19 protein-coding genes and 1 pseudogene are annotated in these 22,573 nt (G+C 74.8%); 8 read left to right on the top strand and 12 right to left on the bottom strand.

Annotation, left to right across the window (positions count from 1 at the left end; all coding sequences use genetic code 11):
• Positions 1–36: 36 nt before the first annotated feature.
• The 3 genes from AB0M16_RS22970 to AB0M16_RS22960 form a co-directional block, all read right to left on the bottom strand.
• Entirely contained in the window at positions 37–1,467 is a 1,431-nt protein-coding gene (locus AB0M16_RS22970) for an SWIM zinc finger family protein (protein ID WP_365345740.1), read from the bottom strand.
• Between the two features lie 81 nt (positions 1,468–1,548).
• A complete protein-coding gene (locus AB0M16_RS22965) occupies positions 1,549–3,144 on the bottom strand; it encodes an alkaline phosphatase D family protein (protein ID WP_365345738.1) in 1,596 nt (531 codons plus the stop codon).
• A 447-nt stretch (positions 3,145–3,591) separates the two neighbouring features.
• The gene (locus tag AB0M16_RS22960; protein ID WP_365345736.1) at positions 3,592–4,992 is read right to left on the bottom strand and encodes a PLP-dependent aminotransferase family protein; all 1,401 of its coding nucleotides are present in this window, start codon (positions 4,990–4,992) and stop codon (positions 3,592–3,594) included.
• Between the two features lie 130 nt (positions 4,993–5,122).
• Between AB0M16_RS22960 and AB0M16_RS22955 the strand changes: the two genes are divergently transcribed.
• From AB0M16_RS22955 to AB0M16_RS22945, 3 genes are all read left to right on the top strand, one after another.
• Positions 5,123–5,986 (top strand): ABC transporter ATP-binding protein, encoded by an 864-nt coding sequence (locus tag AB0M16_RS22955; protein ID WP_365345734.1) that lies wholly within the window; start codon positions 5,123–5,125, stop codon positions 5,984–5,986.
• A gap of 5 nt (positions 5,987–5,991) precedes the next feature.
• Positions 5,992–7,368, top strand: a complete 1,377-nt coding sequence (locus AB0M16_RS22950; protein WP_365345732.1) for an FtsX-like permease family protein — start codon at positions 5,992–5,994, stop codon at positions 7,366–7,368.
• A gap of 143 nt (positions 7,369–7,511) precedes the next feature.
• A complete protein-coding gene (locus AB0M16_RS22945) occupies positions 7,512–8,732 on the top strand; it encodes a sensor domain-containing protein (RefSeq protein ID WP_365345730.1) in 1,221 nt (406 codons plus the stop codon).
• Between the two features lie 162 nt (positions 8,733–8,894).
• Here AB0M16_RS22945 and AB0M16_RS22940 read toward each other — a convergent pair whose 3' ends face one another.
• Positions 8,895–9,560 (bottom strand): response regulator transcription factor, encoded by a 666-nt coding sequence (locus AB0M16_RS22940; protein WP_365345728.1) that lies wholly within the window; start codon positions 9,558–9,560, stop codon positions 8,895–8,897.
• A 239-nt stretch (positions 9,561–9,799) separates the two neighbouring features.
• Between AB0M16_RS22940 and AB0M16_RS22935 the strand changes: the two are divergent.
• A pseudogene (locus tag AB0M16_RS22935) lies at positions 9,800–10,693 on the top strand (EamA family transporter); the annotation flags it as partial.
• Between the two features lie 51 nt (positions 10,694–10,744).
• On the opposite strand, the gene AB0M16_RS22930 reads toward AB0M16_RS22935, so the two are convergent.
• Positions 10,745–11,578 (bottom strand): alpha/beta hydrolase, encoded by an 834-nt coding sequence (locus AB0M16_RS22930; protein ID WP_365345726.1) that lies wholly within the window; start codon positions 11,576–11,578, stop codon positions 10,745–10,747.
• Between the two features lie 136 nt (positions 11,579–11,714).
• On the opposite strand from AB0M16_RS22930, the gene sigJ reads away from it, so the two are divergent.
• Both sigJ and AB0M16_RS22920 read left to right on the top strand, forming a co-directional pair.
• Complete coding sequence (gene sigJ / locus AB0M16_RS22925) at positions 11,715–12,608, top strand: RNA polymerase sigma factor SigJ (RefSeq protein ID WP_365345724.1); 894 nt, start codon at positions 11,715–11,717, stop codon at positions 12,606–12,608.
• A 255-nt stretch (positions 12,609–12,863) separates the two neighbouring features.
• Positions 12,864–13,604, top strand: a complete 741-nt coding sequence (locus AB0M16_RS22920) for a GntR family transcriptional regulator (protein WP_365345722.1) — start codon at positions 12,864–12,866, stop codon at positions 13,602–13,604.
• 63 nt (positions 13,605–13,667) lie between these two features.
• On the opposite strand, the gene AB0M16_RS22915 is transcribed toward AB0M16_RS22920, so the two are convergent.
• Positions 13,668–14,825, bottom strand: coding sequence for an ROK family transcriptional regulator (locus AB0M16_RS22915; RefSeq protein WP_365345720.1), 1,158 nt, complete (start codon positions 14,823–14,825; stop codon positions 13,668–13,670).
• A 187-nt stretch (positions 14,826–15,012) separates the two neighbouring features.
• On the opposite strand from AB0M16_RS22915, the gene AB0M16_RS22910 reads away from it, so the two are divergent.
• A complete protein-coding gene (locus tag AB0M16_RS22910; protein WP_365345717.1) occupies positions 15,013–15,378 on the top strand; it encodes a hypothetical protein in 366 nt (121 codons plus the stop codon).
• Positions 15,379–15,404: 26 nt separating this feature from the next.
• On the opposite strand, the gene mug is transcribed toward AB0M16_RS22910, so the two are convergent.
• The 3 genes from mug to AB0M16_RS22895 form a co-directional block, all read right to left on the bottom strand.
• Positions 15,405–15,920 (bottom strand): G/U mismatch-specific DNA glycosylase, encoded by a 516-nt coding sequence (gene mug / locus AB0M16_RS22905; RefSeq protein ID WP_365345715.1) that lies wholly within the window; start codon positions 15,918–15,920, stop codon positions 15,405–15,407.
• A gap of 62 nt (positions 15,921–15,982) precedes the next feature.
• On the bottom strand, positions 15,983–17,425 hold the full coding sequence (purB, locus tag AB0M16_RS22900; protein WP_365345713.1) for an adenylosuccinate lyase: 1,443 nt from the start codon (positions 17,423–17,425) through the stop codon (positions 15,983–15,985).
• A 90-nt stretch (positions 17,426–17,515) separates the two neighbouring features.
• Positions 17,516–18,298: an SGNH/GDSL hydrolase family protein gene (locus tag AB0M16_RS22895; RefSeq protein WP_365345710.1), complete on the bottom strand. Its 783-nt coding sequence runs from the start codon at positions 18,296–18,298 to the stop codon at positions 17,516–17,518.
• 62 nt (positions 18,299–18,360) lie between these two features.
• Between AB0M16_RS22895 and AB0M16_RS22890 the strand changes: the two genes are divergently transcribed.
• Positions 18,361–19,377, top strand: a complete 1,017-nt coding sequence (locus AB0M16_RS22890; protein ID WP_365345708.1) for a maleylpyruvate isomerase family mycothiol-dependent enzyme — start codon at positions 18,361–18,363, stop codon at positions 19,375–19,377.
• A gap of 248 nt (positions 19,378–19,625) precedes the next feature.
• Here the strand turns inward: AB0M16_RS22890 and AB0M16_RS22885 are convergent, their stop codons facing one another.
• From AB0M16_RS22885 to AB0M16_RS22875, 3 genes are all read right to left on the bottom strand, one after another.
• Complete coding sequence (locus AB0M16_RS22885) at positions 19,626–20,642, bottom strand: hemolysin family protein (RefSeq protein WP_365345706.1); 1,017 nt, start codon at positions 20,640–20,642, stop codon at positions 19,626–19,628.
• Positions 20,639–21,970, bottom strand: a complete 1,332-nt coding sequence (locus AB0M16_RS22880; RefSeq protein ID WP_365345704.1) for a hemolysin family protein — start codon at positions 21,968–21,970, stop codon at positions 20,639–20,641. The genes AB0M16_RS22885 and AB0M16_RS22880 overlap by 4 nt, the downstream gene beginning before the upstream one ends.
• A gap of 172 nt (positions 21,971–22,142) precedes the next feature.
• Entirely contained in the window at positions 22,143–22,568 is a 426-nt protein-coding gene (locus AB0M16_RS22875; RefSeq protein ID WP_365345702.1) for a GNAT family N-acetyltransferase, read from the bottom strand.
• Between the last annotated feature and the right edge of the window lie 5 nt (positions 22,569–22,573).

Here is a 22,573-nt window from a genome sequence, read left to right as displayed (position 1 = left end):
TCCGCATCCCCGTCCCCGTCCTTCCCGTCCCCGTCATCACGCGGCTCCTGCCGCGTCCACCACCGTCGCCGCACCGGCCGCCCGGTCGGCGGGCGCACCCGCCGGCGCCCCCGGGACCGTGCCGCGCCGTGCCATCCGGACCGCCAGCGCGTGCTTGCACGGGCCCCGTCGGCCCCGGTACTCCGCCCACCAGGAGCAGGTGCAGCTCAGCCGCCCGCCCTCCGACTCCCGCACCTGGTACCGCCGTTCGCCCGAAGCCACCGAGGCCAGGACGCCGTCCAGGGCCACCGCGCCCTCCGCGAGCAGCGTCCGGGCGGAGAGCAGGCGTGGATTGTGCCGCTCGGCGCGGACCGCGTCGTAGGGGAGCTCGCGGTGGAAATAGGCCGCGTCCGCCACGTCGTAGCCGACGCGTCCCGCCGTACCGAGCCGGGTCAGCGCCGCCCGCACGCGGTCGACGGAGAGTCCGGACTGCTCCGCCAGGTCGGCCGGGTCGATCCGCGGCTCCCAGGCCAGCAGCACCGAGACCAGCTCCGCGTCCTGGGCCGCCTCCTCCGTGGCGAGCGCCTCCAGGACACCGCCCTCGCCGGAGAACCCGCGCGCGGGGTCGGGGGACAGGGTGAGCGTCAGCCGCATGCCCGGCAGCACCACCTCCCAGGCGCTCGGCGCGGGCGTGCCGTCCGGCACCGGCCCGTACACCCGCAGCGCCGTCGCGTGCCGCAGCACCCTTCCGAGGGCGACCAGCCGCTCGGGACCCGCCAGGCACACCGCCCCCGCCACCGGCCGTGTGGTCGGCCGCAGCGTCCGGCCCGACTGCACCACCCACAGCGGGCCCCGCCCCCGCGCCTGGGAGCGCGGCAGCGAACGCAGGAAGCGGACCGCCTCCGCCCCGGACAGCTCGGCGCGCAGGTCGAACCCGGCGGAGGACACCTGCGCCTCGGCGAAGCCGCGCAGCCAGCGGTCCGGCAGCGGCACCTTCTTCTCGACGACCGGTCCGTCGAGCGTGGTCACCGCCAACTCCTCGGGACCGACCCGCAGATGCAGCGGGTCGTCCCCCGTGAGCCGCGACAGCGCCTCCCGCAGCGGGTTGTTGACGTCCACGTTCGTCGTGCCGTGCCCGGTCTCGGACCCGTCCAGACCCGCGCTCAGCACGTCGAGCCGTGCGTACACCCCGCCGCAGCCCGAGAAGGACTCGAAACGCAGCCGGTCGCCGTTGCCGGTCACCACGGGATCCAGCGAACCCGGCCGTATCCGCTGGTGGTAGCGGGCCGCCGCCACGTCGGCCACGGCGAGCAGCCCGCGCGCGGCGACCTGGGGGGAGGTGACGAAGCCGGAGAAGAACCGGGGACGGGCCTCGGCGCCGCGCGGCGTGAGGCCCCCCGAGGTCTCCAGACCGAGCAGCCGCCCGGAGCCCGCGGGCTCGAGGGCGGAGGGGCGTGCGTAGGCGAGCGCCTGTACGGATCGCGTCATGCGAACGACCGTAGGACCCGGCACTGACAATAGGCCGGGACCGCCCCCACCAGGCCCTTCGGCCCAGCTCACGGCAGCCGACTACTGCCCGACGCGGCCCGGCCGCAGCACCTTCGAGAACAGCACCGTGCCGCCCTCGGCGCGCAGCCGGACCGTCAGTTCCCCGCTGTCGCCGTCGATGTCGACCTCGCCGAAGTACTGAGGGCTCTCCATCGGCGACAGGTTGCCCCGCTCGGGCGCCCGCACGAAGACCCGCTCGGGGCCGAAGGTGGCGTCCAGCTGGTTGGCGGGGAACCCGCCCGCGGCCAGCGGACCGGACACGAACTCCCAGAAGGGCGCGAAGTCCTGGAAGACGGCCCGCTCCGGCGCGTAGTGCTGCGCCGAGGTGTGGTGCACGTCCGCCGTGAGCCACAGCGTGCCGGTGATCCGCCGGTGCTTGACGAACCGCAGCAGCTCGGCGATCTGCAGCTCGCGGCCCAGCGGGGCGCCCGGGTCGCCCTGCGCGACCGCCTCGACGTTCGTGGCGCCGTCGCCGACGACGAGTCCCAGCGGCATGTCCGCGGCGAGCACCTTCCACACCGCGCGCGACCGGCTCAGCTCGCGCTTCAGCCACTCCAGCTGCTCCGCACCCAGGATGCCGACCGTGTCGTCCGCCTGCCGGCCCGGCGAGTTGGCGTTGCGGTAGGAGCGCATGTCCAGCACGAAGACGTCGAGCAGCGGGCCGTAGCGCACCACCCGGTGCATCCGGCCCTCGGAGCGGGTCTCACCCGCGCGCGCGTGCAGCGTGGAGACCGGGAAGTACTCGGCGAAGGCGCGGGAGGCGCGGGCCGCGAGGACGTCGACGTCCTTCTCGGTGTAGCGGACGTCGTCGAGTATCTGGCCGGGGTACCAGTTGTTGCGCACCTCGTGGTCGTCCCACTGCACGATCGACGGCACCTGGGCGTTGAAGGCGCGCACGTGGTGGTCGAGCAGGTTGTAGCGGAAGTTGCCGCGGTACTCGTCCAGAGTCTCGGCGGCCTTCGACTTCTCCGGCGTGGTGACGTTCCGCCAGATCCGGCCGTCGGGCAGCGTGACGCTGGGCTGGATGACCCCGTCGGCGTAGATCGTGTCACCGCTGCACAGGAAGAAGTCCGGGTCGAGCCGGCGCATCTCCTCGTACGCGCGGAAGCCGCCGATGTCCGGGTTGATGCCCCAGCCCTGCCCGGCGATGTCACCGGACCACAGGAACCGCACACCGTCCCGGCGCCTCGCCGGCGCGGTCCGGAAGGTGCCGACCACCGGCTCGCCCGTGCGGCGCGGGTCGTCCGGGTCCGCGAGCGTGACCCGGTAGTGGATCTGCTCGCCGGAGGGCAGGTCGCGCAGCGCGGTGGTGCCGGTGAGGTCGGTGTCGGGGCCGAGGAGCGGCCCGTGGTGGCGGCGTACGCGGCGGAACGACTCGCTGGACGAGGTCTCCACGATCATCCGGGCCGGCCGGTCCGAGCGGACCCACACCAGCCCCGAATGCGCGGTGACGTCACCGGTCTGCACGCCCCACGCGGCCGACGGGCGCCCCGAGAGGGCGAACGCGGGGCTCGCGAACGAGCCGCCGCCGACCGTGAGGGCGGCGGCCGAGGCGGCGAGCGATCCGCGCAGGACCGTACGGCGGGCGGGCGACGGGCCGGGGCCGGGCTGAGACATCGAAGCGCCTCCAAGGGGCGGGGAACGGGACCGCCCCATGCCTAGCGCCCGGGGACGGCCGGCAACCGAACCCCGCGTGAACAACACGCCGATCCCGAAGCCCCCTTGAGCAGCCCCACCGACACCCGGACCCGCTCACCCGGACCGGTTCAGCCAGATCGGCGCACCCGGCTCTGTTCACCCGCCCCCACTCGCACCCGCTCAGCCGCGCGGCCGACCCACCTCCCCGGCCCGGCCCTCGGGTTCCGCCCCCCTGGCCTCGACCCGCGGGCTCCCGCAGGCCTCGCCCCCGTGGGCCTTGCCCCTGGGCCCCGCTCCCCATGGGTCTCGCCCCTGGGCTCGCCCCGCGTCTCGCCCCGCGGGCTTCCCCCGGCCTCGCCCCACGGGCCCTCGCCCCTGGTCTCGCTCCCCATGGGCCTCCTCCGCCGCCCCCGCGCGCCCGGCCCCTCAGCCCTCGGGTGCGCCCGCCACCAGCCCCACCCCCAGGGCGATGTCCTTGGGCGTGAGGTGGGCGTAGCCGATCACGAGGCGGACCGCGCCGTCGTCGAACCGGGCCGTGCCGTAGTCCTCGGCGGGGCGCAACGCGACCCCGGCCGCCCGCGCCCGTTCCAGCAATCGCGGGGTCGGACCGTACTCCGGCGGCACGCGCGCGATGACGTGGAGTCCGGCCGCGATCCCGGAGACCTCCGTGCCCGGGAAGTGCCGCCGCAGGGCCGCGACCAGGGCGTCCCGCCGTTCACGGTAGGCGCGCTGGCAGCGGCGCAGCTGCCGGTCGTAGCCCCCGTCGGTGACGAACCGGGCGAGGACCGCCTGGTCGAGGGACGGATTGCCGAGGTCCATGGTGCGCTTGCGCTCCACGACCTCGTCGAGCAGCGCCTCCGGCACCAGCATCCAGCCGAGCCGGAGCCCCGGCGCGAGCGACTTGCTCACGGATCCCGCGTAGGCGACCCGTTCCGGATCGAGCCCCTGCAACGCCCCGACCGGAGCCCGGTCGTAGCGGAAGTCCCCGTCGTAGTCGTCCTCCAGGACGAAGCCGTCCACCGACCGCGCCCAGTCGAGCAGTTCGCCCCTCCGGCGCGCCGTGTACGCGATCCCCGACGGGAACTGGTGGGACGGCGTCACCACCACCGCGCGCACCCCGCACGCCGTCAGTGGCCCCGGCAGGAGCCCCTCCGTGTCGACCGGCAGCCCCACCGTTTCCAGACCGGTCGCGGCGAACAGCTTCGCGTGCTCCGGACTTCCCGGATCCTCCACCCCCACCGCGCGCAGACCGCGCGCCCGGAGCGCGAAGCCGAGCAGCGTCGCCGCCTGCGCGACCCCCGAACACACCACCAGACGCTCGGCATCGGCGACCACCCCGCGCCGGCGCGCCAGCAGCGCCGCCAGCGCGCCCCGCAGTTCAGGCAGACCGCGCGGATCGGGATAGCCCAACTGCCGGTGCTCCAGCTCGGCCAGCACGGCCCGCTGGGCGGCGCCCCACGCGGACCTCGGGAACAGCGACAGGTCGGGCGTCCCCGGACGGAAGTCGACCCGTGTGCCCGGCGGGCGCGCTGCCAGGTCCCGGACGCCCGGCGCGGCGGCCCGGGCCGCGCCGCCGACCCAGGTGCCCGACCCGCGGTCGCTGCGCAGGTACCCCTCTGCGGTCAGCTGCTCGTACGCCTCGGTCACCAGGCCTCGGGAGACGGCGAGGTCGGCGGCGAGCGCCCGGCTCGACGGCAGCCGCGTCCCGGGCGCCAGCCGGCCCGTGCGCACGGCCTCCCGCAGCGCCTCCTGCAACGAGCGGCCGCGCTGCCGCGCCGGTGCCGCCGCCGCGGGCAGCAGCAGTTCCCAGGCCGGATGCCCGCGCATGCGCCCCGTCCCCCCCGTCCCGTCGGCCGAACCGTTCCGGCGCGGAGCCTACCGGGGTTCGGTTTACCGAACCCCGGATCGGGGGGCCGGCACGATCGATCGCCGCGCCCCGGCCGCGAAGGATGAAGGCATGCGTGAAGGCAAGGACGAAGGCGGGGACGACGCTATGTACGGAGCACGGGCGGAAAGCGGCACGGGCGCGGGCGCAGGGGCGGTGGACCCGCACCGCGAGTACGGCACGGGCGGGGCCGCACGGGCCCGGAACGGCACGGGCGGGGCCGCACGGGCCGAGGACCTGCACCGCGAGTACGGCCGGGGGGCCGCCGCCGTGCGGGCGCTGCGCGGGGTGTCGGTGACCCTCGAACCCGGGACGTTCACCGCGGTGATGGGGCCCTCCGGTTCGGGAAAGACGACGCTGTTGCACTGCCTCGCCGGGATGGACCGGCCCACCCGGGGCACCGTGTGGTGGGGCGACACCGAGGTGTCCCGGCTGTCCGAGCGGCGACTCGCCGAACTGCGACGCAGCCGGGTCGGGTTCGTCTTCCAGGCGTTCAACCTGATGCCCGCGATGACGGTCGCGCAGAACGTCGAGCTGCCCGGCCGGCTGGCCGGCCGGCGCCCCGACCGGGGCCGTGTGCTCGACGCCCTCGCCCGGGTGGGCCTGGCCGGCCGCGAGCGCCACCGCCCCGGGCAGCTGTCCGGCGGCCAGCAGCAGCGGGTGGCGATCGCCCGCGCCCTGGTGGCCCGCCCGCAGGTGCTGTTCGCCGACGAGCCCACCGGCGCGCTCGACCGGGCCACCGGCCACGAGATCCTGGCCCTGCTGCGCTCGGGGGTGGACCGGGACGGGCAGACCTGTGTGATGGTGACCCACGACCCGGTCGCCGCCGGGTACGCGGACCGGGCGCTGCTGCTCGCCGACGGCCTGGTCGTGGACGAACTCGACCGGCCCACCGCCGCGCGGGTCGGCGAACGCCTCAGCCGGCTGGGCGGGTGAGCGCGATGGCCTCGATCGCCCTCGGGCAGATGCGCCGACGCCCGGCGTCCTTCGCCGGTCTCGCGGTCGCGCTGTTCCTCGCCGTGGCCACGCTCACCCTCTTCGGCTCCCTCATGGCCGCCGACGGCACCGCGCGACCCGGCCCGGGCCGGGCCGCGGACGGTCCCGGACTGATGGTGATCGCCGGTGTCTTCGGCGAGATCGCCGTGCTGGTCTCCTTCTTCGTCGTCGTCAACACCCTCGGCTTCGCCCTCGCCCAGCAGTACCGGGACGTGGCCCTGCTCCGCACGATCGCGGCGACGCCCCGCCAGGCCCGGCGCATGGTGCGCGGCCAGGTCGCCGCGACCACGCTGCTGGTCGCCGCGCCGGGCTGGGCGGTCGGCTGGGTGGCGGCCCGGCGCTTCCTGACCGAGCTGCAGCGGCGGGGAATGGCGGCGCCGCAGGCGCGGGTGCCGTGGACGCCGGTCGCGACGGTGGTCGGCCCCGTCACGCTGGCCGTCGTGCTCGCCGTCGGCCTGGTGGCCGCGGCCGTCGCGGCCCGGCGGATCTCCCGGATCGCTCCGGCGGCCGCTCTCACCGCGAGCTCCACCGAGCACGGCCGGACCGGCGTGGTTCGGCTCGTCGCCGGCGCGGGCGTCCTGGTGGGCGGCGGCCTGCTGTTGCGGCTGGCGGCGACCCGGCCACCCGGCGAGGCGGACAAGGCCGGCCAGGCGGCGCTGCTCGGTTCGGTGGTGCTGCTGTTCGCGGTCGCCCTGCTGGGGCCGTTCGTGGCGCGCGTCCTGGCCGCCGTGCTGGGCGCGCCGGCGCGGGCCCTCGCGCCCGGCGCGGGCTGGCTCGCCGACGCCAACCTGCGCGGCTACGCGCGGCGGCTGTCGTCCGCCGTGGTCCCGGTCGCGCTTCTGGTGGGTCTGTCGGGCACCATGGTGATCATGACGTCCACCGCCGAGCACAGCGCGGCCGCGGCGACGACCGGTGCGACCTCCGCCACCGACGTCTGGCTGCGCCAGGCCGAGCTGACGATGCTCGCCTGCTTCGCCGCCGTCTCCACGGTCAACACCCTGATCGCGGTGACCGCCGACCGCCGCCGTGAGTTCGCCCTGCTGCGGCTCGTGGGCGCGACCCGCGTCCAGCTGATGCGCATGCTGACCGCGGAGGCGATCCTGACCACGGCCGTGGGCGTCCTCCTCGGCGCGGCGGTCGCGGCCGCCGCCACGGCAGCCTTCAGCACCGCCCTCACCGGCTCGCCGCTGCCGTACGTCCGTCCGGCGACCGCCGCCTGGATCGTCGCCGGGGCGGCGACTCTGACCGTCCCGGGCATCCTGGCCACCGGCCTGCGCGCCGTGCGCGGCCCGGCGGCGGAACTGGCGGGCGGTCGTGACTGACCGCGGCCCCCGGCGCCGGGCCGGGTGCGTGCCGTCCGGGCGATGTCCGGCCCGGCGGGCCGCCTCCGGCCGGACGCGCCACGGGACACGCAATGCGGGCCGTCCGGCCCCGGTCGGCGCGGGCTCCGCGCCCCGGAGCTGGCGTGGCTGAGCCGCTCGTCCGCCCCTCTCCCCGCGGCGGCGCCTGGGTCTTCGCCGTCGTGGGGCTGCCGCTCGCCCTGCTCGGCGGGGTCTACGCGGTGGCGGTCGTATACGCGGGGGCGTTGCTGTCGCTCACCGTGCTCGGGCTGCCCTTCGTCGTCCTCGGACTGCTCGGCGCGCGCGGGCTCGGCGGGCCGCACCGGTGGCTGGTCGGGAGGCTGCTCGGGGAGGCCGTCGAGGCACCGGCCGCCCTGCCCCGGCCCGTGGGCGCGGTGGCCCGGTGCCGGGCGGTGCTGACCGATCCCGTCGCCTGGCGGACGCTGCTCTACCTGGTGCTGCGGTTGCCGCTCGGACTGCTGGGGTTCGTCGCCGCCGTCGGGCTTCCCCTCGGCACCGGCTGGCTGATCGGCTACCCGCTGTGGGCCCGGTTGCTCGAACCAGGACCGCGGCCCCTGTGGACGGACCTCACCGCCGTCGTCCTCGGACTGCTGGTCCTGTACGCGGTGCCGCACGTCGTCCGGGCGCTGGGCACGGCGAACCGGTGGCTGGCCAGGCAGCTGCTGGGCCCCGCCCGGGCACAGCGGCGCGTGCGCGAGCTGGAGACCGCCCGGGCCACGCTGCTCGCGGAGAACGGCGACCGGCTGCGCCGGCTGGAGCGCGACCTGCACGACGGCGCCCAGGCCCGACTGGTCGCCCTCGCCATCACGCTCTCGCTGGCCGACGACGCCCTGGCGCCCGCCGCCGGCCCGGACCTCGCCCGGTTGCGCACCCTGGTGGACCGGGCCCGGGGCCAGACCGACGACACCATCGCCGAGTTGCGGCGGCTGACCCGGGGCATCCACCCGGTGACCCTGGACGGCGGCCTGGGCGAGGCGCTGCCGGGGCTCGCCGCCACCTCACCCGTACCGCTCGACATCCAGCTGGACCTGCGCGAACGCCCGGACCCCGCGGTCGAGCGGGCCGTGTACTTCTGCGCCGCGGAGCTGCTCACCAACATCGCCCGGCACAGCGCGGCCCGCTCCGCCGAACTCGTCGCGGCCGCCGTCGACGGACGGGTCCGGCTGACCGTGCGCGACGACGGCCGCGGCGGCGCGGCGCTCGGCGGTGGCACCGGCCTGACGGGTCTGGCAGCGCGGCTCGCGGCCGTGGACGGCGTGCTGCGGGTGGACAGCCCGCCCGGTGGACCCACCGTGGTCACCGCCGAGTTGCCGAGCCGGCTGTGACGGGTCACATCGGCTGTGACGTATCACCTCGGCTGTGACGGGTCGCGTCGGCTGTGACGGGTCACGTCAGGAGGGGAGGGACGCGTCACGTCAGCCGTGAGGCACCACGTCCGCCGTGAGGCACCACGTCCGCCGGCACGCGGCAGGCCGCCCGCGACGGGGTCAGCCGCCGCTCTCGGCCAGGTAGGCCAGCACCGCCTTCACCCGCCGGTTGTCCGTGTCCGTCGCGTGGAGTCCGAACTTGGCGAACACGGCGGCGACGTGCTTCTCCACCGCCCTTTCGGACACCACGAGCAGCCCGGCGACGGAGCGGTTGGAGTGGCCCTGTGCCATGAGTTCGAGGACCTCGCGTTCGCGTGCGGTCAGGGTGTCCACCCGGCTGCGCGCCCCGCCGCGCATCAGCCGGGTCACCACCTCCGGGTCGAGCGCCGTGCCCCCGTCGGCGACGCGGTGCAGCGCGGCCACGAACTCGGAGGTGCGGGCGACCCGTTCCTTCAGCAGATAGCCGACGCCCGCCGCCCCGTCCGCGAGCAGCCGGGCGGCCCAGGTGGTCTCCACGTGCTGGGAGAAGACCAGGATGCCGACCTCGGGGGTCCGGGCACGGATCTCGACGGCGGCGCGGATGCCCTCGTCGGTGTGGGTGGGGGGCATCCGGATGTCCACGACCGCCACGTCGGGCCGTTGCTCGGCCACGGCCGCGAGCAGCTCGGGCGCCGTCCCCGCGGTGCCCACCACCTCACATCCGCGGGCGCCGAGCAGCTCGACCATGCCGTCCCGGAGGACGACGGAGTCCTCGGCCAGTACCACGCGCAGCTGCCTGTCGATCACGAAGCCATTCGATCACGAACCCGCCGCTGCGGTCGCCGGGCGATCAGGTCCCGCGCCTAGTGGATCACCCCGAACAGCATCACCGCGGGCAGCACGAACACGCCGTCGAGCACCGCCCCGACCCGGTTGCGGCGGCCCCCGGTGTCCGGGACGTCGTGGTCCCGCCCCCCTCCGATTCTCCCCGCCCAGGCGGTCCACGGGCCGCTTCCCCGCTCGCCTCCGTCGGGAAGTGGTCCCCGATGACGTCGTGCAAGTGGACCCCGAGCCCGGGCGGTTCGGTTCCTAGCGTCGGGTGCATGAACGCGAACACCCTGCGCGGCGCCCTCCTGGTGACCGTCGCCTACGCCCTCGTCGGTGCCTCCTTCACCGCCAACAGCCTGCTCGGCGCCTATCCGTACGCGGGTGGACAGACGCTCCGCTACGCCGCGGCCTGTCTGCTCCTGCTGCCGCTGCTCGGGCGGGGAGGTCTCGCCCCGCTGCGCGTCCTGACGGGCCGGCACTGGTTCCGGCTCGCCCTGCTCGCCGCCGTCGGCATGGTCGGCTTCAACCTGGCCGTGCTCGCCGCCGAGCGCACCGCCGAACCCGCCGTCCCCGGCGTCCTGGTCGGCTGCGCGCCCGTCGTGGTCGCCGTCCTGGTGCCGCTGACCGACGGCCGCAGGCCGACCCGGCCCGTGCTGTACGGGGCGGTGCTCGTCGCCGCGGGCGCGTTCACGGTCCAGGGCTGGGGCCGGACCGACGCGTCCGGTCTGGGCTGGTCGGTGGCCGCGCTCGCGGGCGAGGTGGGCTTCACCGTCCTCGCGGTGCCGGTGCTGCGCCCGTTGGGCCCGAAGCTGCTGACCGCGGTGGTGTGCGGCCTCGCGGCGGTCGAATCGGCGGTGGTCGGTCTGCTCGCCGACGGGACGGCCGCCCTGCGCGTGCCGACGGCGGTGGAGACCGGTGCGCTCGTGTGGCAGGCCGCGCTCGCGACCGTCGTCGGGTTCGTGCTCTTCTACATGGGCGTCCAGCGGTTGGGCATGGAGCGGGCGACGCTGTTCACCGGCGCCATCCCGGTGGCCGCCGCGCTGACCGCCGTCGCGGTCGCGCAGGGCTCCTTCGGACCGGCACAGGCTGCCGGAAGCCTCCTGGTGGGGGCCGGAGCGGCCGTGGGCACGGGCCTGTTCGGCCGCGGCCGGGCGGACGGCGGGTCAGCCGGCGCTGCCGTCCAGGATCACGCGGGCGACCAGCGCGGGGTCGTCGTTCATGGGGACGTGGCCGCAGCCGGGCAGCCTGACCAGGCGGGCGCCGGGGATCGCGTGCTTGGCGCGGACCCCCTGACGGCGCAGCAGCAGCCGGTCCCGGCTGCCCCAGGCGATGGTGACGGGTACGGCGGGGACGTCGTCGGTGAAGGTGACGGTGCGGCCGGCCGCCAGGGTCTGGTGGAAGCCGGTCGCGGCGCGCAGGGACATGGTCTCGGCGACCGCCGCCTCCGGTGACAGGCGCCCGGGCCGCGCGTAGATGGTGCTGGTGAGGACGGTGCGGCCGGCCGCGCTGCGGGAGAGGCGCTCGATGACGGGGACGGGCATCGCGAGCGCGGCACCCCGCATCGCGCGCAGGGTCGTGAACGCGTACCGCCGCTCGCCCTGCGACCAGAAGCCGGCGGGGGACAGGGCGGTCACCGAGCGCACCAGCTTCTCGCGGCCGAGCCGGAGGGCGAGGAGACCGCCGAGCGAGTTGCCCGCCACGTGCGGGCGCTCGACACCCAGTTCCGAGCAGAAGGCGTCGAGCACCGGCACCACCGTGCTCAGGTCGTACGCCAGCGGCTCGGGCAGGGCGGGGGAGGCGCCGAAGCCGGGCAGGTCCACGGCGATGACGTCCCGTTCGGTCGCCAGGATGTCGATCACCGGCTCCCAGGCCTGCCAGAGGTGGCCGATCCCGTGGAGCAGCAGCAGGGGCGAGCCGGTGCCCCGCCGCTCGTACGTCACGGTGACCGTGCGCTGTCCGTCGGGGGACTCCACGGCGAACGAGATCTGTGCGGGCATGGCTGCTCCTGTCGTACGGACACGCTGGGACAACTTCCGAGACACCCTGTCAGCAACAATTACCGGTGAGTAGAGTCGAGTTCAAGACCTCGGGGCGGAACTGGACAGGGACCCGCGGGTCGGTTGGGATGGGAGAGTGCCGACCGAGACGCTGATCGACCCCACCGACCTGTTCGAAGAACACCGCGCCCTCCTCACCGGCGTCGCCTACCGCATGCTCGGGCGCGCCGCCGACGCCGAGGACGTGGTGCAGGACGCCTGGCTGCGCTGGACGGCCGACGACCGCGGCGACGTCCGCGAGCCCCGCGCCTACCTCGTACGGATCACCACCCGGCTCGCCCTCGACCGGCTCCGTCAGGTGCGGTCCCGCCGCGAGTCCTACGTCGGCCCCTGGCTGCCCGAGCCCGTCGTCACCGACTTCGGGCCCGCCGTCCCCGACACCGCCGAGCGCGCCCTGCTCTCGGACTCCGTCTCCCTCGCCCTCCTCGTCGTCCTCGAATCCCTCTCCCCGCTGGAACGCGCCGTGTTCGTGCTCCGCGAGGCCTTCGGCTTCCCCTTCGCCGAGATCGCCGGGGTCCTCGACCGCAGCGAGGCCGCCGTCCGTCAGCTGGCCGGCCGCGCCCGCAAGCACGTCGACGAGGGGCGCCCCCGTTACGACGTCGACCCGGCCCAACGGCGCGACCTCACCGAGCGGTTCCTCGCCGCAGCCGCGAGCGGCGATCTGGACGGACTCCTCGCCCTGCTCGCCCCCGACGCCCGGCTCATCGGCGACAGCGGCGGCAAGTCCAAGGCCCCGCTGCGGATCATGGAGACCGCCGACAAGATCGGCCGCTTCCTGGTCGCCGTCGCCCAGGGCGTCGAGGAGGCGTTCAGCTACCGCTTCGCGGAGGTCAACGGCGGCCCGGCGCTCGTCGCGCTCGTCGACGGCCGGATCGACTGCGTCTTCCAGGTGGACGTCCTCGACGGCCGGATCGCCTGCGTGTACGTCCTGCGCAATCCCGACAAACTCCAGGGCGTCGTCCTCGACTGACCCCCGCCCGCTCCGCTCGCCCCGCCCCGGACGCCACGGTTCCGAGGCGGGGCGTCGTGCTGCGCGCGCTTCACGGAGACGCGAACGTCCTGTGAACGATCTAGGTCAGAGGGTCACATTCGGGTGCGTTCGACGGAGGATTGGTCTTGACCAAGGGTGTGCCGCGCCTTATGGTCGCAGAGTTAGTGCAGGAACCTTTAATAAACAAGGGCGCGGAAAACGCCGCGGGACACGGCGAGTTTTCGGAGGATCAGGGTGGGGACCACGCAGCTCGAAGCAGTGCCGGAGCCGAAGTACTGGCACCTCAAGACCGTGCTCGGCGAAGCCCTCGACTCGGACTTCGCGGTCGGGGAGATCCTGCCCAACGAGCGCGAACTGGCCGCCCGTTTCGGCGTCGCGCGCGCGACCCTGCGACAGGCCCTGGAGCAGCTCGAGCTGGAGGGGCGCCTGCAGCGCCGCCGTGGCGTCGGCACGACCGTCGCCCCGCCGCGCGTCGGCGTGGACGTCTCCACCACCCAGCACACCTGGCCCGGCGTCGGCGAGGACACCTGGCAGTCCGTCGACTCCGCCGCCGACAAGGCCCCTGCCGCCGTCGCCCGCCTCCTCGACATCGAGCCCGGCGAGCACGTGCACATCGTGCGCCGGCTGCGCGTCACCGAGGGCCAGCCCGTCGCGGCCGAACTCCTCTACGTGCCCTCCGACTCCGTGCCCAACCTGACCGAGACCGACGCCCCGGCCGGGACGGCCCGCGCCCGCGCCGTCCTGCGGGAGCTGCAGCAGCTCGCCCTCGACGGCCAGGACCGCTCCGTCGAGCTCGGCTCAGCCCGCGCCGACGACGCCAAGGAGCTCGACCGGCTGCCCGGCGCCCCCGTCCTCGTCGTCACCACCCGCTACCTCTCCGAGGGCCGCACCGCCGCCGTGTCCGTGGCCACCTACCGGGCCGACACCTGCCGGCTCACCTTCGGCGACTCCGGCGACCTGGCCATCGCCTCCTGACCGGAGCGACACAGGAGTACGACGACGGCCCCGGGCGCACCGCCCGGGGCCGTCGCCGCATCCTCAGCGGCGAGCCGTCGCCGTCCCGTCGACCGCGAACAGCTGCTCCTCCACGTGGTCGAGCGCGAGCCGCAGTGCGCCCGTGCCGACCGCCGCCTCGCCCAGCATCGAGAGCACCACCCGCGGCGGCCGCAGACAGAACCGGGCCAGCTCGTCGCGCAGCGGCTGCAGCACCCCGTCGAGGCCCGCCGCCCAGCCGCCGATCACCACCAGTTCCGGATCGATGGCCAGGACCAGCGCCGCCACGTCGTGCACCAGCCGCTGGATGAAGCGTTCCACCGCGGCCTGGGCCCGTGCGTCGCCCTGCCGGGCCAGCGCGAACACCTCGGCGACCGCCTGCTCGTCGAGCGGGTGCAGCGGTTCGTCGGTCGTCGACAGCAGGTGTTCCGGCGTGACGCCCCGGCCGAGCAGGTGCAGCGCGCCGATCTCGCCGGCCGCCCCGCCGTAACCCCGGTGCAGCCGCCCGCCGATCAGCGAACCGGCGCCCGGGCTGAGACCGGCGAGGACGAACACGATGTCGTCGGAGTCGGTCGCGGCGCCCTTCCAGTGCTCGGCGACCGCCGCCGCGTTGGCGTCGTTCTCCACGATCACCGGGCAGCGGAACGAACGCCGAAGCCGCTCCCCGAGCGCCAGACCCGTCCAGCCCGGCAGCGCCGTGCCCAGGCGGACCGTTCCGTCGGCCTCCACGATCCCCGGCGTGCCGACGCCGACCGCCCGCAGGTTCGACCGGGGCACGCCGGTCCTGCGCAGCACGTCGGCCACCACGGTCCGGACCCGGTCGAGCCGCTCGTCCTCCGGGGCGGTCTCCGACACCTCGCGCGAACCGGCGCCGATGATCCGTCCGTCCAGGCCGGAGATCAGCGCGGCGACCCGGTGCGGACCGATCTCGACGCCGAGCAGGTGCCCTGCCTCCGCGCGGAACCGGAACCTCCGGGCGGGCCGCCCCTGCCGCCGGGTCTCGCCCTCCTCGGGCGCGGCCTCGACGACGAGGCCGCCCTCGATCAGCCCCTCGGTCACGCCCTCGACCGTCGGCCGGGACAGGCCCGTGATCCGGGTCAGGTCCGTGAGCGTGAGCGCGCCGGAGCTCCGCAGCGCATGGAGTACCACCGCGGAGTTGATCCGCCGCAGCAGCGACGGGTCTCCGCCGGTCAAGCGCCCCACGGTGTGTCCTCCCAGCTCGTGCGCGTCTTTGGCCGGATGTTACTCAATGGACGGAGGAGCGGCGAGTGTCGCCCGGGGCGGCCCGGCGGCCGCCCTCCCGACCGGGCGGGCCGCATCTTCGGTCGCCCTCCCGGACCGGACGCCTGACGGGTCACCAACTGTCAGTGCCCGGCGCTTTACTGGACCCATGAGCCTGGCACGCCACGTCGAGACCGTCGACCTGCTGCGCGGACGCCCCTTCCGCGACGGCGGGCACCATCTCACCGAGTTAGCCGCCGCGGACGCCTCCGAGTCGCAGGCGGAGGCGGAGCGGACGGCGCTCGCCGACCTCCTCGCCGCCCGCTGGGGACCGCCGCAGCACCTGGGTCTCGGCACCGTGCGGCTGCGCGCCGCCCGCGGCGAGCACATACCCGCTCCGTGGGACCTGTTGAGCGCCGCCCCCGACGTCGAACTGTGGCGGACGGACGGCAGGTGGATCGTCCTCGGAGTCGTCCGGGCGACGCAGGAGGAGCACCGGATCCTCGTCTGCGTCACCGTCGTCGACCCGCCCTGAGCCGAGCCGGCGAGCCGGAACGGACGCTAACCGCGCCGGTCCGGGACGCCCGCGGCCTCCCGCAGCCGGGCGTACTCCTCCGCCATCGTCCGCGCCGTCCAGTGGGCGTTCAGCCCGCTCGGATTGGGCAGCGCCCAGATCCGGGTCGTGCCCGACGGCCCGTCGATCGTGCGCTCCTGCGGTCCGATCGCGGCCTTCCTCTCACCGAAGGCCGTGCGGTACGCGGTCACGCCGACCACCGCGAGCCAGCGCGGGGCCAGCCGTTCCACCTTCTCCGTGAGGATCCGCCCGCCCTCGCGGTACTCCTCGGCGCTCAGCTCGTCCGCCCGCGCGGTGGCCCGCGCCACCACGTTGGTGATGCCCAGGCCGTACAAGAGGAGCTCCTCCTGCTCGGCCGGTGCGAAGCGGCGCGGGGTGAAGCCCGACAGGTGCAGTACCGGCCAGAATCGGTTCCCCGGCCGGGCGAAGTGGTGGCCGGTCGCCGCCGTCATCAGGCCCGGGTTGATCCCGCAGAAGAGGACCGAAAGGCCGCCCGCGACCACATCGGGAACGAGGCGGTCACGGGCGGCCTGGAGCTCCTGCGCGGAGAACCGGGGGGTTCCGGTCAGAGGATCGCGCCGGGGGTGTAGGCGGCGGCCTCCGGGTGCTGCTTCAGGATCTCCTCGATCCGGGAGACCACGGCGGCGACCTGGTCGGCGGCGGCGCCGGTGAAGGACAGCTTGTCGGCCATCAGCTCGTCGAGCTGCGCCCGGTCGAGCGGGATCCGCTCGTCGGCGGCCAGCTTGTCGAGCAGCTCGTTGCGCTCGGCGCCCTGCTCGCGCATGGCGAGGGCGGAGGCGACGGCGTTCTCCTTGATGGCCTCGTGGGCCAGCTCGCGGCCGACCCCGGCGCGGACCGCGCCCATGAGGACCTTGGTGGTCGCCAGGAAGGGCAGGTAGCGGTCCAGCTCGCGGGCGACGACGGCCGGGAAGGCGCCGAACTCGTCGAGCACGGTGAGGAAGGTCTCCAGGAGACCGTCGAGGGCGAAGAAGGCGTCCGGCAGGGCCACACGGCGGACCACGGAGCAGGACACGTCGCCCTCGTTCCACTGGTCGCCGGCGAGCTCGCCGGTCATCGACGCGTAGCCGCGCAGGATGACCATGAGGCCGTTGACGCGCTCGCAGGAGCGGGTGTTCATCTTGTGCGGCATCGCCGAGGAGCCGACCTGGCCAGGCTTGAAGCCCTCGGTGACCAGCTCGTGGCCGGCCATCAGGCGGATCGTCTTGGCGATCGACGAGGGGGCGGCGGCGAGCTGGACGAGCGTGGTGACCACGTCGTAGTCGAGCGAGCGCGGGTAGACCTGGCCGACCGAGGTGAAGGCGTGCGCGAAGCCGAGGTGACCGGCGATCCGCTGCTCCAGGTCCGCCAGCTTCGAGGCGTCGCCGCCGAGCAGGTCGAGCATGTCCTGGGCGGTGCCGACCGGGCCCTTGATACCGCGCAGCGGGTAGCGGCCGAGCAGGTCCTCCAGGCGCGCGTACGCCACGAGCAGCTCGTCGGCGGCGGTCGCGAAGCGCTTGCCGAGGGTGGTGGCCTGGGCGGCGACGTTGTGCGAGCGGCCGGCCATGACCAGCTCCGCGTACTCGCCGGACAGCTTGCCCAGCCGGACCAGGACGGCGACCGTGCGGTCCCGCATCAGCTCCAGGGAGAGCCGGATCTGCAGCTGCTCGACGTTCTCGGTCAGGTCGCGGGAGGTCATCCCCTTGTGCACGTGCTCGTGGCCGGCGAGGGCGTTGAACTCCTCGATCCGGGCCTTCACGTCGTGCCGGGTGACCTTCTCGCGCTCGGCGATCGAGCCGAGGTCGACCTGGTCGAGGACACGCTCGTAGTCGGCGAGCGCCGCGTCCGGAACCTCGATCCCGAGGTCCTTCTGGGCACGCAGCACCGCGAGCCACAGCTGGCGCTCCAGCTTCACCTTCTGCTCGGGGGACCAGAGGACGGCGAGCTCCGCGGAGGCGTAGCGGCCGGCCAGGACGTTGGGGATGCGGGGCTTCGCAGTCACAGCTGTCACGTGTCCAGATTCTACTGGCGGTTTCTGCAGGCCAGCGCCATGGGTCGGGCTGGAGCTTGCTACGAGACGCGCGTCACGCCCCGGTCCCCGTCAGTCGGTCTCCGGCACCTCGTACGGCACCAGCTCAGGGCGCTTCGGGGCCCGGCCGTCACCCGAGGAACGGCCCGTGAGCCGACGCCCGATCCACGGCCCCAGGTGCTCCCTGGCGAAGCGGGCGTCCGCGAGCCGCCGGGTGGCCCAGCCCGGCGGCGGGGTCGGCGCGAGCGGGGTGCGCCAGTCGTCCTCGGCCGGCAGGCCCAGGGCCTGCCAGACCGCCTCGGCCACCCGCCGGTGCCCCTCCGCGGTGAGGTGCAGCCGGTCGACGTCCCACATGCGGGGGTCGCCGAGCGCCGGAGCGCCGTACAGGTCGACGACCAGCGCCCCGTGCCGGGCGGCCAGCTCGTCCACGTAGGCGAAGAGCTCCTCCATGCGCGGCCGGAAGCGCTCCATGACCGGGCCCTGGCGGCCGGGGCTGCGCATCAGGACCAGCTGCCGGCACGACGGGGCGAGCCGCTCGACGGCCTCGCCGAGCAGGCCGCGCACCCGGCCCATGTCGCACGCGGGGCGCAGGGTGTCGTTGAGGCCGCCGACGAGGGTGACGACGTCGGCCTTCATGGCCGCCGCCGTGTCCACCTGCTCGTCGACGATCTGGCCGATCAGCTTGCCGCGCACGGCCAGGTTCGCGTACCGGAAGCCGGGCGTGCGGGCGGCGAGCCGGCCCGCGAGGACGTCGGCCCAGCCGCGGTAGGAACCGTCCGGCTGCAGATCCGACATACCCTCGGTGAAGCTGTCGCCCACGGCGACGAGACTGGTGTACGTGGCATTGATCTCCATGGCCCAGCGATCATACCGCTCGGTATGGCCGCCGTTCCGCGGAGTATGGGGAGGGGAAACCCATGAGCGAGGCGCTGCTGAGCGCGCTGACCGAGGCCCTGGCCGATCTGGTCACGGCGGTCGAGACCGCGGACGACGAGGTGCTCGACCCCGACACCGCGGTCAAGTGGCTGGAGAGCACCGCCTTCGTGCTGGGCAGACTCCCCGCAGCCGACCGCCGGACCCTCGACGGGCTGTTCCGGGACGCCGCCCTGCGGGAGCCCGCCGGCCCCTGGCGCGACCAGCTCCTGAAGGTCTCCGAGGGCTTCGGGCTGACCGAGGACCCCCACGTCGTCGACTGCGACCGTGTCGAGACCCACGTCGAGACCTTCGTCACCCTCGTCCGCGGCGCCGACCCGGCCACGCCCGTCCCGACCTGCCCCGGCTGGACCCTCGCCGACCTGGTGAAGCACCACGGCACCACCCACCGCTGGACGGAGCACCTGGTCCGCACCCGGGCCACCGAGCGGGTGTGGTCGAAGGACGTGCCCCTGGACCTGCCCGAGGACCCCGCCGCGTACGCGGACTGGCTGGCCGCGAGTGCCGAGGCGAGCCTGCGGACCCTGCGCGCCGCCGAGCCCGACGCGCCGATGTGGTCGCACGGCGCGGACCCGCACGTACGGTTCTTCCCGCGCCGGCTGCTCTTCGAGGCGGTCGTCCACCTCGTCGACGCCGAGCTGGCCCTCGGCCGGGAGCCCGGCCGGATCGACCCGGGCACGGCGGCCGACGGCATCGAGGAGTTCCTGGAGAACCTGCCGTACTTCTCCTGGGTCGCCGAGCCCGTCGCCCAGCTCGACCGGGACGGGGCGAGCCTGCGCCTGACCGCCACCGACACCGGCGCAGCGTGGACGCTCACCCTCGGCGGGGGCGGCTTCACCTGGCAGCGCAGGGCCGAGGGCGAGGCGACCGCGGCCGTCGAGGGCACCACCGCGGACCTGCTGCTCCTCGTCTACGGGCGGTACGGGACCGACGACCCGCGCTTCATGCTCGCGGGCGACCGGACGGTCCTGGACGCCTGGCGGTCGGCGACCGCGCTCTGACCCGGCCCCCGGCGCCCGGCGCTTCCCCGCCCCGTCCACCCCCGGCTCCTGCGACGCCGAAGGGCCCCCGACCGCCCCCGGCTCCGGCGACGCCGAAGGGCCCCCGTCCGCCCCCGGCTCCTGCGACGCCGAAGGGCCCCCGGCCGCCCCCGGCTCCGGCGACGACGAAGGGCCCCCGAGCGCCCCCGGCTCCGGCGACGCCGAAGGGCCCTGGAACGAGGTCCCGGGGCCCTTCGGCGCGGCGAGGGTTACGCGGCGGGGCGGCCCACCAGCTCGCGCAGGACGTCCTCCATCGTCACCAGGCCCGCCAGCCTGCCGTCGTCGTCGAGGACGGCCGCCAGATGGGTGCGGCTGCGTCGCATCGCCGTCAGCACGTCGTCCAGCGGCGTCGCCGCCCGCACCCGGGCGATCGGCCGCAGCGAGGCCACCGGGAACGGCAGGTCGCGCGGGGTGACGTCCAGGGCGTCCTTGACGTGCAGATAGCCCAGGATGCGGTGCTCCGCGTCGAGGACCGGGAAACGGGAGAACCCGGACCGGGCCGCCAGCGCCTCCAGCTGCTCCGGAGTCGTGTCCACCCGCGCGTACACGACCTTCTCCACCGGCATCACGACGTCCCGCACCGGGCGCCGCCCCAGCTCCAGGGCGTCGTGCAGCCGCTCGGCCGCCCGGTCGTCGAGCAGGCCCGCGTCACCGGCGTCGGTGACCATCCGGGCCAGCTCGTCGTCCGAGAAGGTCGCCGCGACCTCGTCCTTCACGTCCACCCGCAGCAGCTTGAGGATGCCGTTGGCGAAGGCGTTGACGGTGAAGATCACCGGGCGCAGCGCCCGGGTCACGGCCACCAGCGGGGGGCCGAGGAGCAGTGCCGTGCGGGACGGCTCGGCCAGGGCGATGTTCTTCGGGACCATCTCGCCGAGCAGCATGTGCAGATACGTCGCCAAGGTGAGCGCGATCACGAACGAGATCGGGTGCACCAGGCCGTGCGGCACGCCGACGGCGTCGAACAGCGGCTCCAGCAGATGGGCCATGGCCGGCTCGGCCACGATGCCGAGGACCAGGGTGGAGAGCGTGATGCCGAGCTGGGCGGCCGCGAGGAGCGCCGAGACGTGCTCCAGGCCCCAGATGACACTGCGGGCCCGGCGGTCACCGACCTCCGCGAGCGGCTCGATCTGGCTGCGGCGCACGGAGATCAGGGCGAACTCCGCGCCGACGAAGAAGGCGTTGACGACCAGGGTCGCCAGACCGATCAGCAGCTGGACGACGGTCATCGGCCGGCCTCCTCACCCGCGTGGGGGAGCGGGGCGTGCAGCAGCACCCGGGCGGCACGCCGCCCGGTGGCGTCGACCACGTCGAGCCGCCAGTCGGCCAGCTCCACGCTGTCGCCGAGGACCGGGATCCGGCCGAGCGCGGTGGCGAGCACGCCGGCCAGGGTCTCGTACGGACCCTCCGGCACGCGCAGGCCGATGGCCTCCAGCTGGTCGGTGCGGGCCGCGCCGTCCGCGGACCACAGCGCACGGCCGTCGGCGTCCTCGCCCACCCGCGCCAGGTCCGGCGTCTCGTGCGGGTCGTGCTCGTCGCGCACCTCGCCGACGACCTCCTCGACGATGTCCTCCAGGGTCGCGACGCCGGCCGTGCCGCCGTACTCGTCGATGACGACGGCCATGGTCTGCTTCCCGGACAGGCGGTCGAGCAGCTTGTCCACGGTCAGGCTCTCGGGGACGAGCAGCGGTTCGCGCAGCAGCTCGCCGACGCTCCGGCGGTGCCGCTCCTCGGCCGGTATCGCGAGCACGTCCTTGATGTGCGCGATGCCGACGACCGAGTCCAGGTTGCCGCGGTAGACGGGGAAGCGGCTCAGGCCGGTCGCCCGGGTCGCGTTGGCGACGTCCTCGGCGGTGGCCTGCGCCTCCAGGGCGGTGACCTGGACGCGCGGGGTCATCACGTTCTCCGCGGTGAGCTCGGCCAGGTTGAGGGTGCGGACGAACAGCTCGGCGGTGTCCGCCTCCAGGGCGCCCTCCTTGGCGGAGTGCCGGGCCAGGGCCACCAGCTCCTGCGGGGAGCGGGCGGAGGCCAGCTCCTCGGCCGGCTCCAGGCCGAGGCGGCGCACGGAGCGGTTGGCCGTGTTGTTGAGGTGGCTGATCAGCGGCTTGAACGCGGCGCTGAAGACCCGCTGCGGGGTCCCCACCACCTTGGCGACCGCCAGCGGGGAGGAGATCGCCCAGTTCTTCGGCACCAGCTCGCCGACGACCATCAGGACGACGGTCGACAGGGCGGTGCCGATCACCAGGGCCACCGAGGAGGCGACCGAGGGGGACAGGCCGAGGGCCTCGACCGGGCCGCGGATCAGCGCGGCGATCGACGGCTCGGAGAGCATGCCGACGACCAGATTGGTCACGGTGATGCCGAGCTGGGCGCCGGACAGCTGGAAGGTGAGCGACCTGACGGCCTTCAGGGCGCCGGCCGCGCCCCGCTCGCCCCGCTCCGCGGCGGCTTCGAGCTCGGAGCGCTCCACGGTGGTGAGCGAGAACTCGGCCGCCACGAAGGCGCCACAGGCGAGGGCGAGGAGCAGAGCCACCAGGAGCAGCAACACCTCGGTCATCGGTTCACCTCCGTCCCTCGACGAGTCCCATGATCAGCCAGGGACGGGAGGAGCGCGCGATGTCGGCCGCGCGTGCGGGTACTAGGAGGCTCGCCCATGGGCGGACGCTCACACCTTTCGGTAGATGATCGATTCTGCACACCATGGTAAAGGATCGGCAAAGCGCCCCGGCTCAGTCGGCCAGCGGCTTCACCCAGCGCGTCCACTCCTCCTGGGGCCCGTACGCCGCCGCCCGCCACGCGGCCTGACCCAGCGCGTTCCGGTCGAGCACCATGGCGTCCACGCGCCGGCCACCGAGCCGTACGAAACGCTCCTCGGCCGCGCCGAGCAGCGCCCCGCCGATACCGCGGCGCCGGTGACCGGGGTGGACGGCGAGCCGGTACAGATGACAGCGCCAGCCGTCGAAGCCGGCGATCACCGTCCCCACCAGCTCCCCCTCCCGCTCCGCGAGCAGCAGCGCCTCCGGGTCGCGCTCGACGAGCCGCGCCACCCCGGCGCGGTCGTCGCTGATGCTGGTCCCCTCGGCCGCCGCCTTCCAGAAGGCGAGCACGGCATCGATGTCGGCCGCCACCGCGGCCCGTATCCGAAGATCGTCCATCCCGG

It is taken from the genome of Streptomyces sp. NPDC051921, from assembly GCF_040680975.1.
Classification (GTDB): domain Bacteria; phylum Actinomycetota; class Actinomycetes; order Streptomycetales; family Streptomycetaceae; genus Streptomyces.
The sequence above is the reverse complement of the archived record's forward strand: the minus strand, read 5'-3'. Positions and strand labels throughout refer to the sequence as shown.

Excerpts from the sequence above, each read along its gene's own strand:
- AB0M16_RS22970 (WP_365345740.1), bottom strand. The coding sequence starts at position 1,467 with ATGACGCGATCCGTACAGGCGCTCGCCTACGCACGCCCCTCCGCCCTC.
- AB0M16_RS22965 (WP_365345738.1), bottom strand. The coding sequence starts at position 3,144 with ATGTCTCAGCCCGGCCCCGGCCCGTCGCCCGCCCGCCGTACGGTCCTG.
- AB0M16_RS22960 (WP_365345736.1), bottom strand. The coding sequence starts at position 4,992 with ATGCGCGGGCATCCGGCCTGGGAACTGCTGCTGCCCGCGGCGGCGGCA.
- AB0M16_RS22955 (WP_365345734.1), top strand. The coding sequence starts at position 5,123 with ATGCGTGAAGGCAAGGACGAAGGCGGGGACGACGCTATGTACGGAGCA.
- AB0M16_RS22950 (WP_365345732.1), top strand. The coding sequence starts at position 5,992 with ATGGCCTCGATCGCCCTCGGGCAGATGCGCCGACGCCCGGCGTCCTTC.
- AB0M16_RS22930 (WP_365345726.1), bottom strand. The coding sequence starts at position 11,578 with ATGCCCGCACAGATCTCGTTCGCCGTGGAGTCCCCCGACGGACAGCGC.
- AB0M16_RS22910 (WP_365345717.1), top strand. The coding sequence starts at position 15,013 with ATGAGCCTGGCACGCCACGTCGAGACCGTCGACCTGCTGCGCGGACGC.
- AB0M16_RS22895 (WP_365345710.1), bottom strand. The coding sequence starts at position 18,298 with ATGGAGATCAATGCCACGTACACCAGTCTCGTCGCCGTGGGCGACAGC.
- AB0M16_RS22890 (WP_365345708.1), top strand. The coding sequence starts at position 18,361 with ATGAGCGAGGCGCTGCTGAGCGCGCTGACCGAGGCCCTGGCCGATCTG.
- AB0M16_RS22885 (WP_365345706.1), bottom strand. The coding sequence starts at position 20,642 with ATGACCGTCGTCCAGCTGCTGATCGGTCTGGCGACCCTGGTCGTCAAC.
- AB0M16_RS22880 (WP_365345704.1), bottom strand. The coding sequence starts at position 21,970 with ATGACCGAGGTGTTGCTGCTCCTGGTGGCTCTGCTCCTCGCCCTCGCC.
- AB0M16_RS22875 (WP_365345702.1), bottom strand. The coding sequence starts at position 22,568 with ATGGACGATCTTCGGATACGGGCCGCGGTGGCGGCCGACATCGATGCC.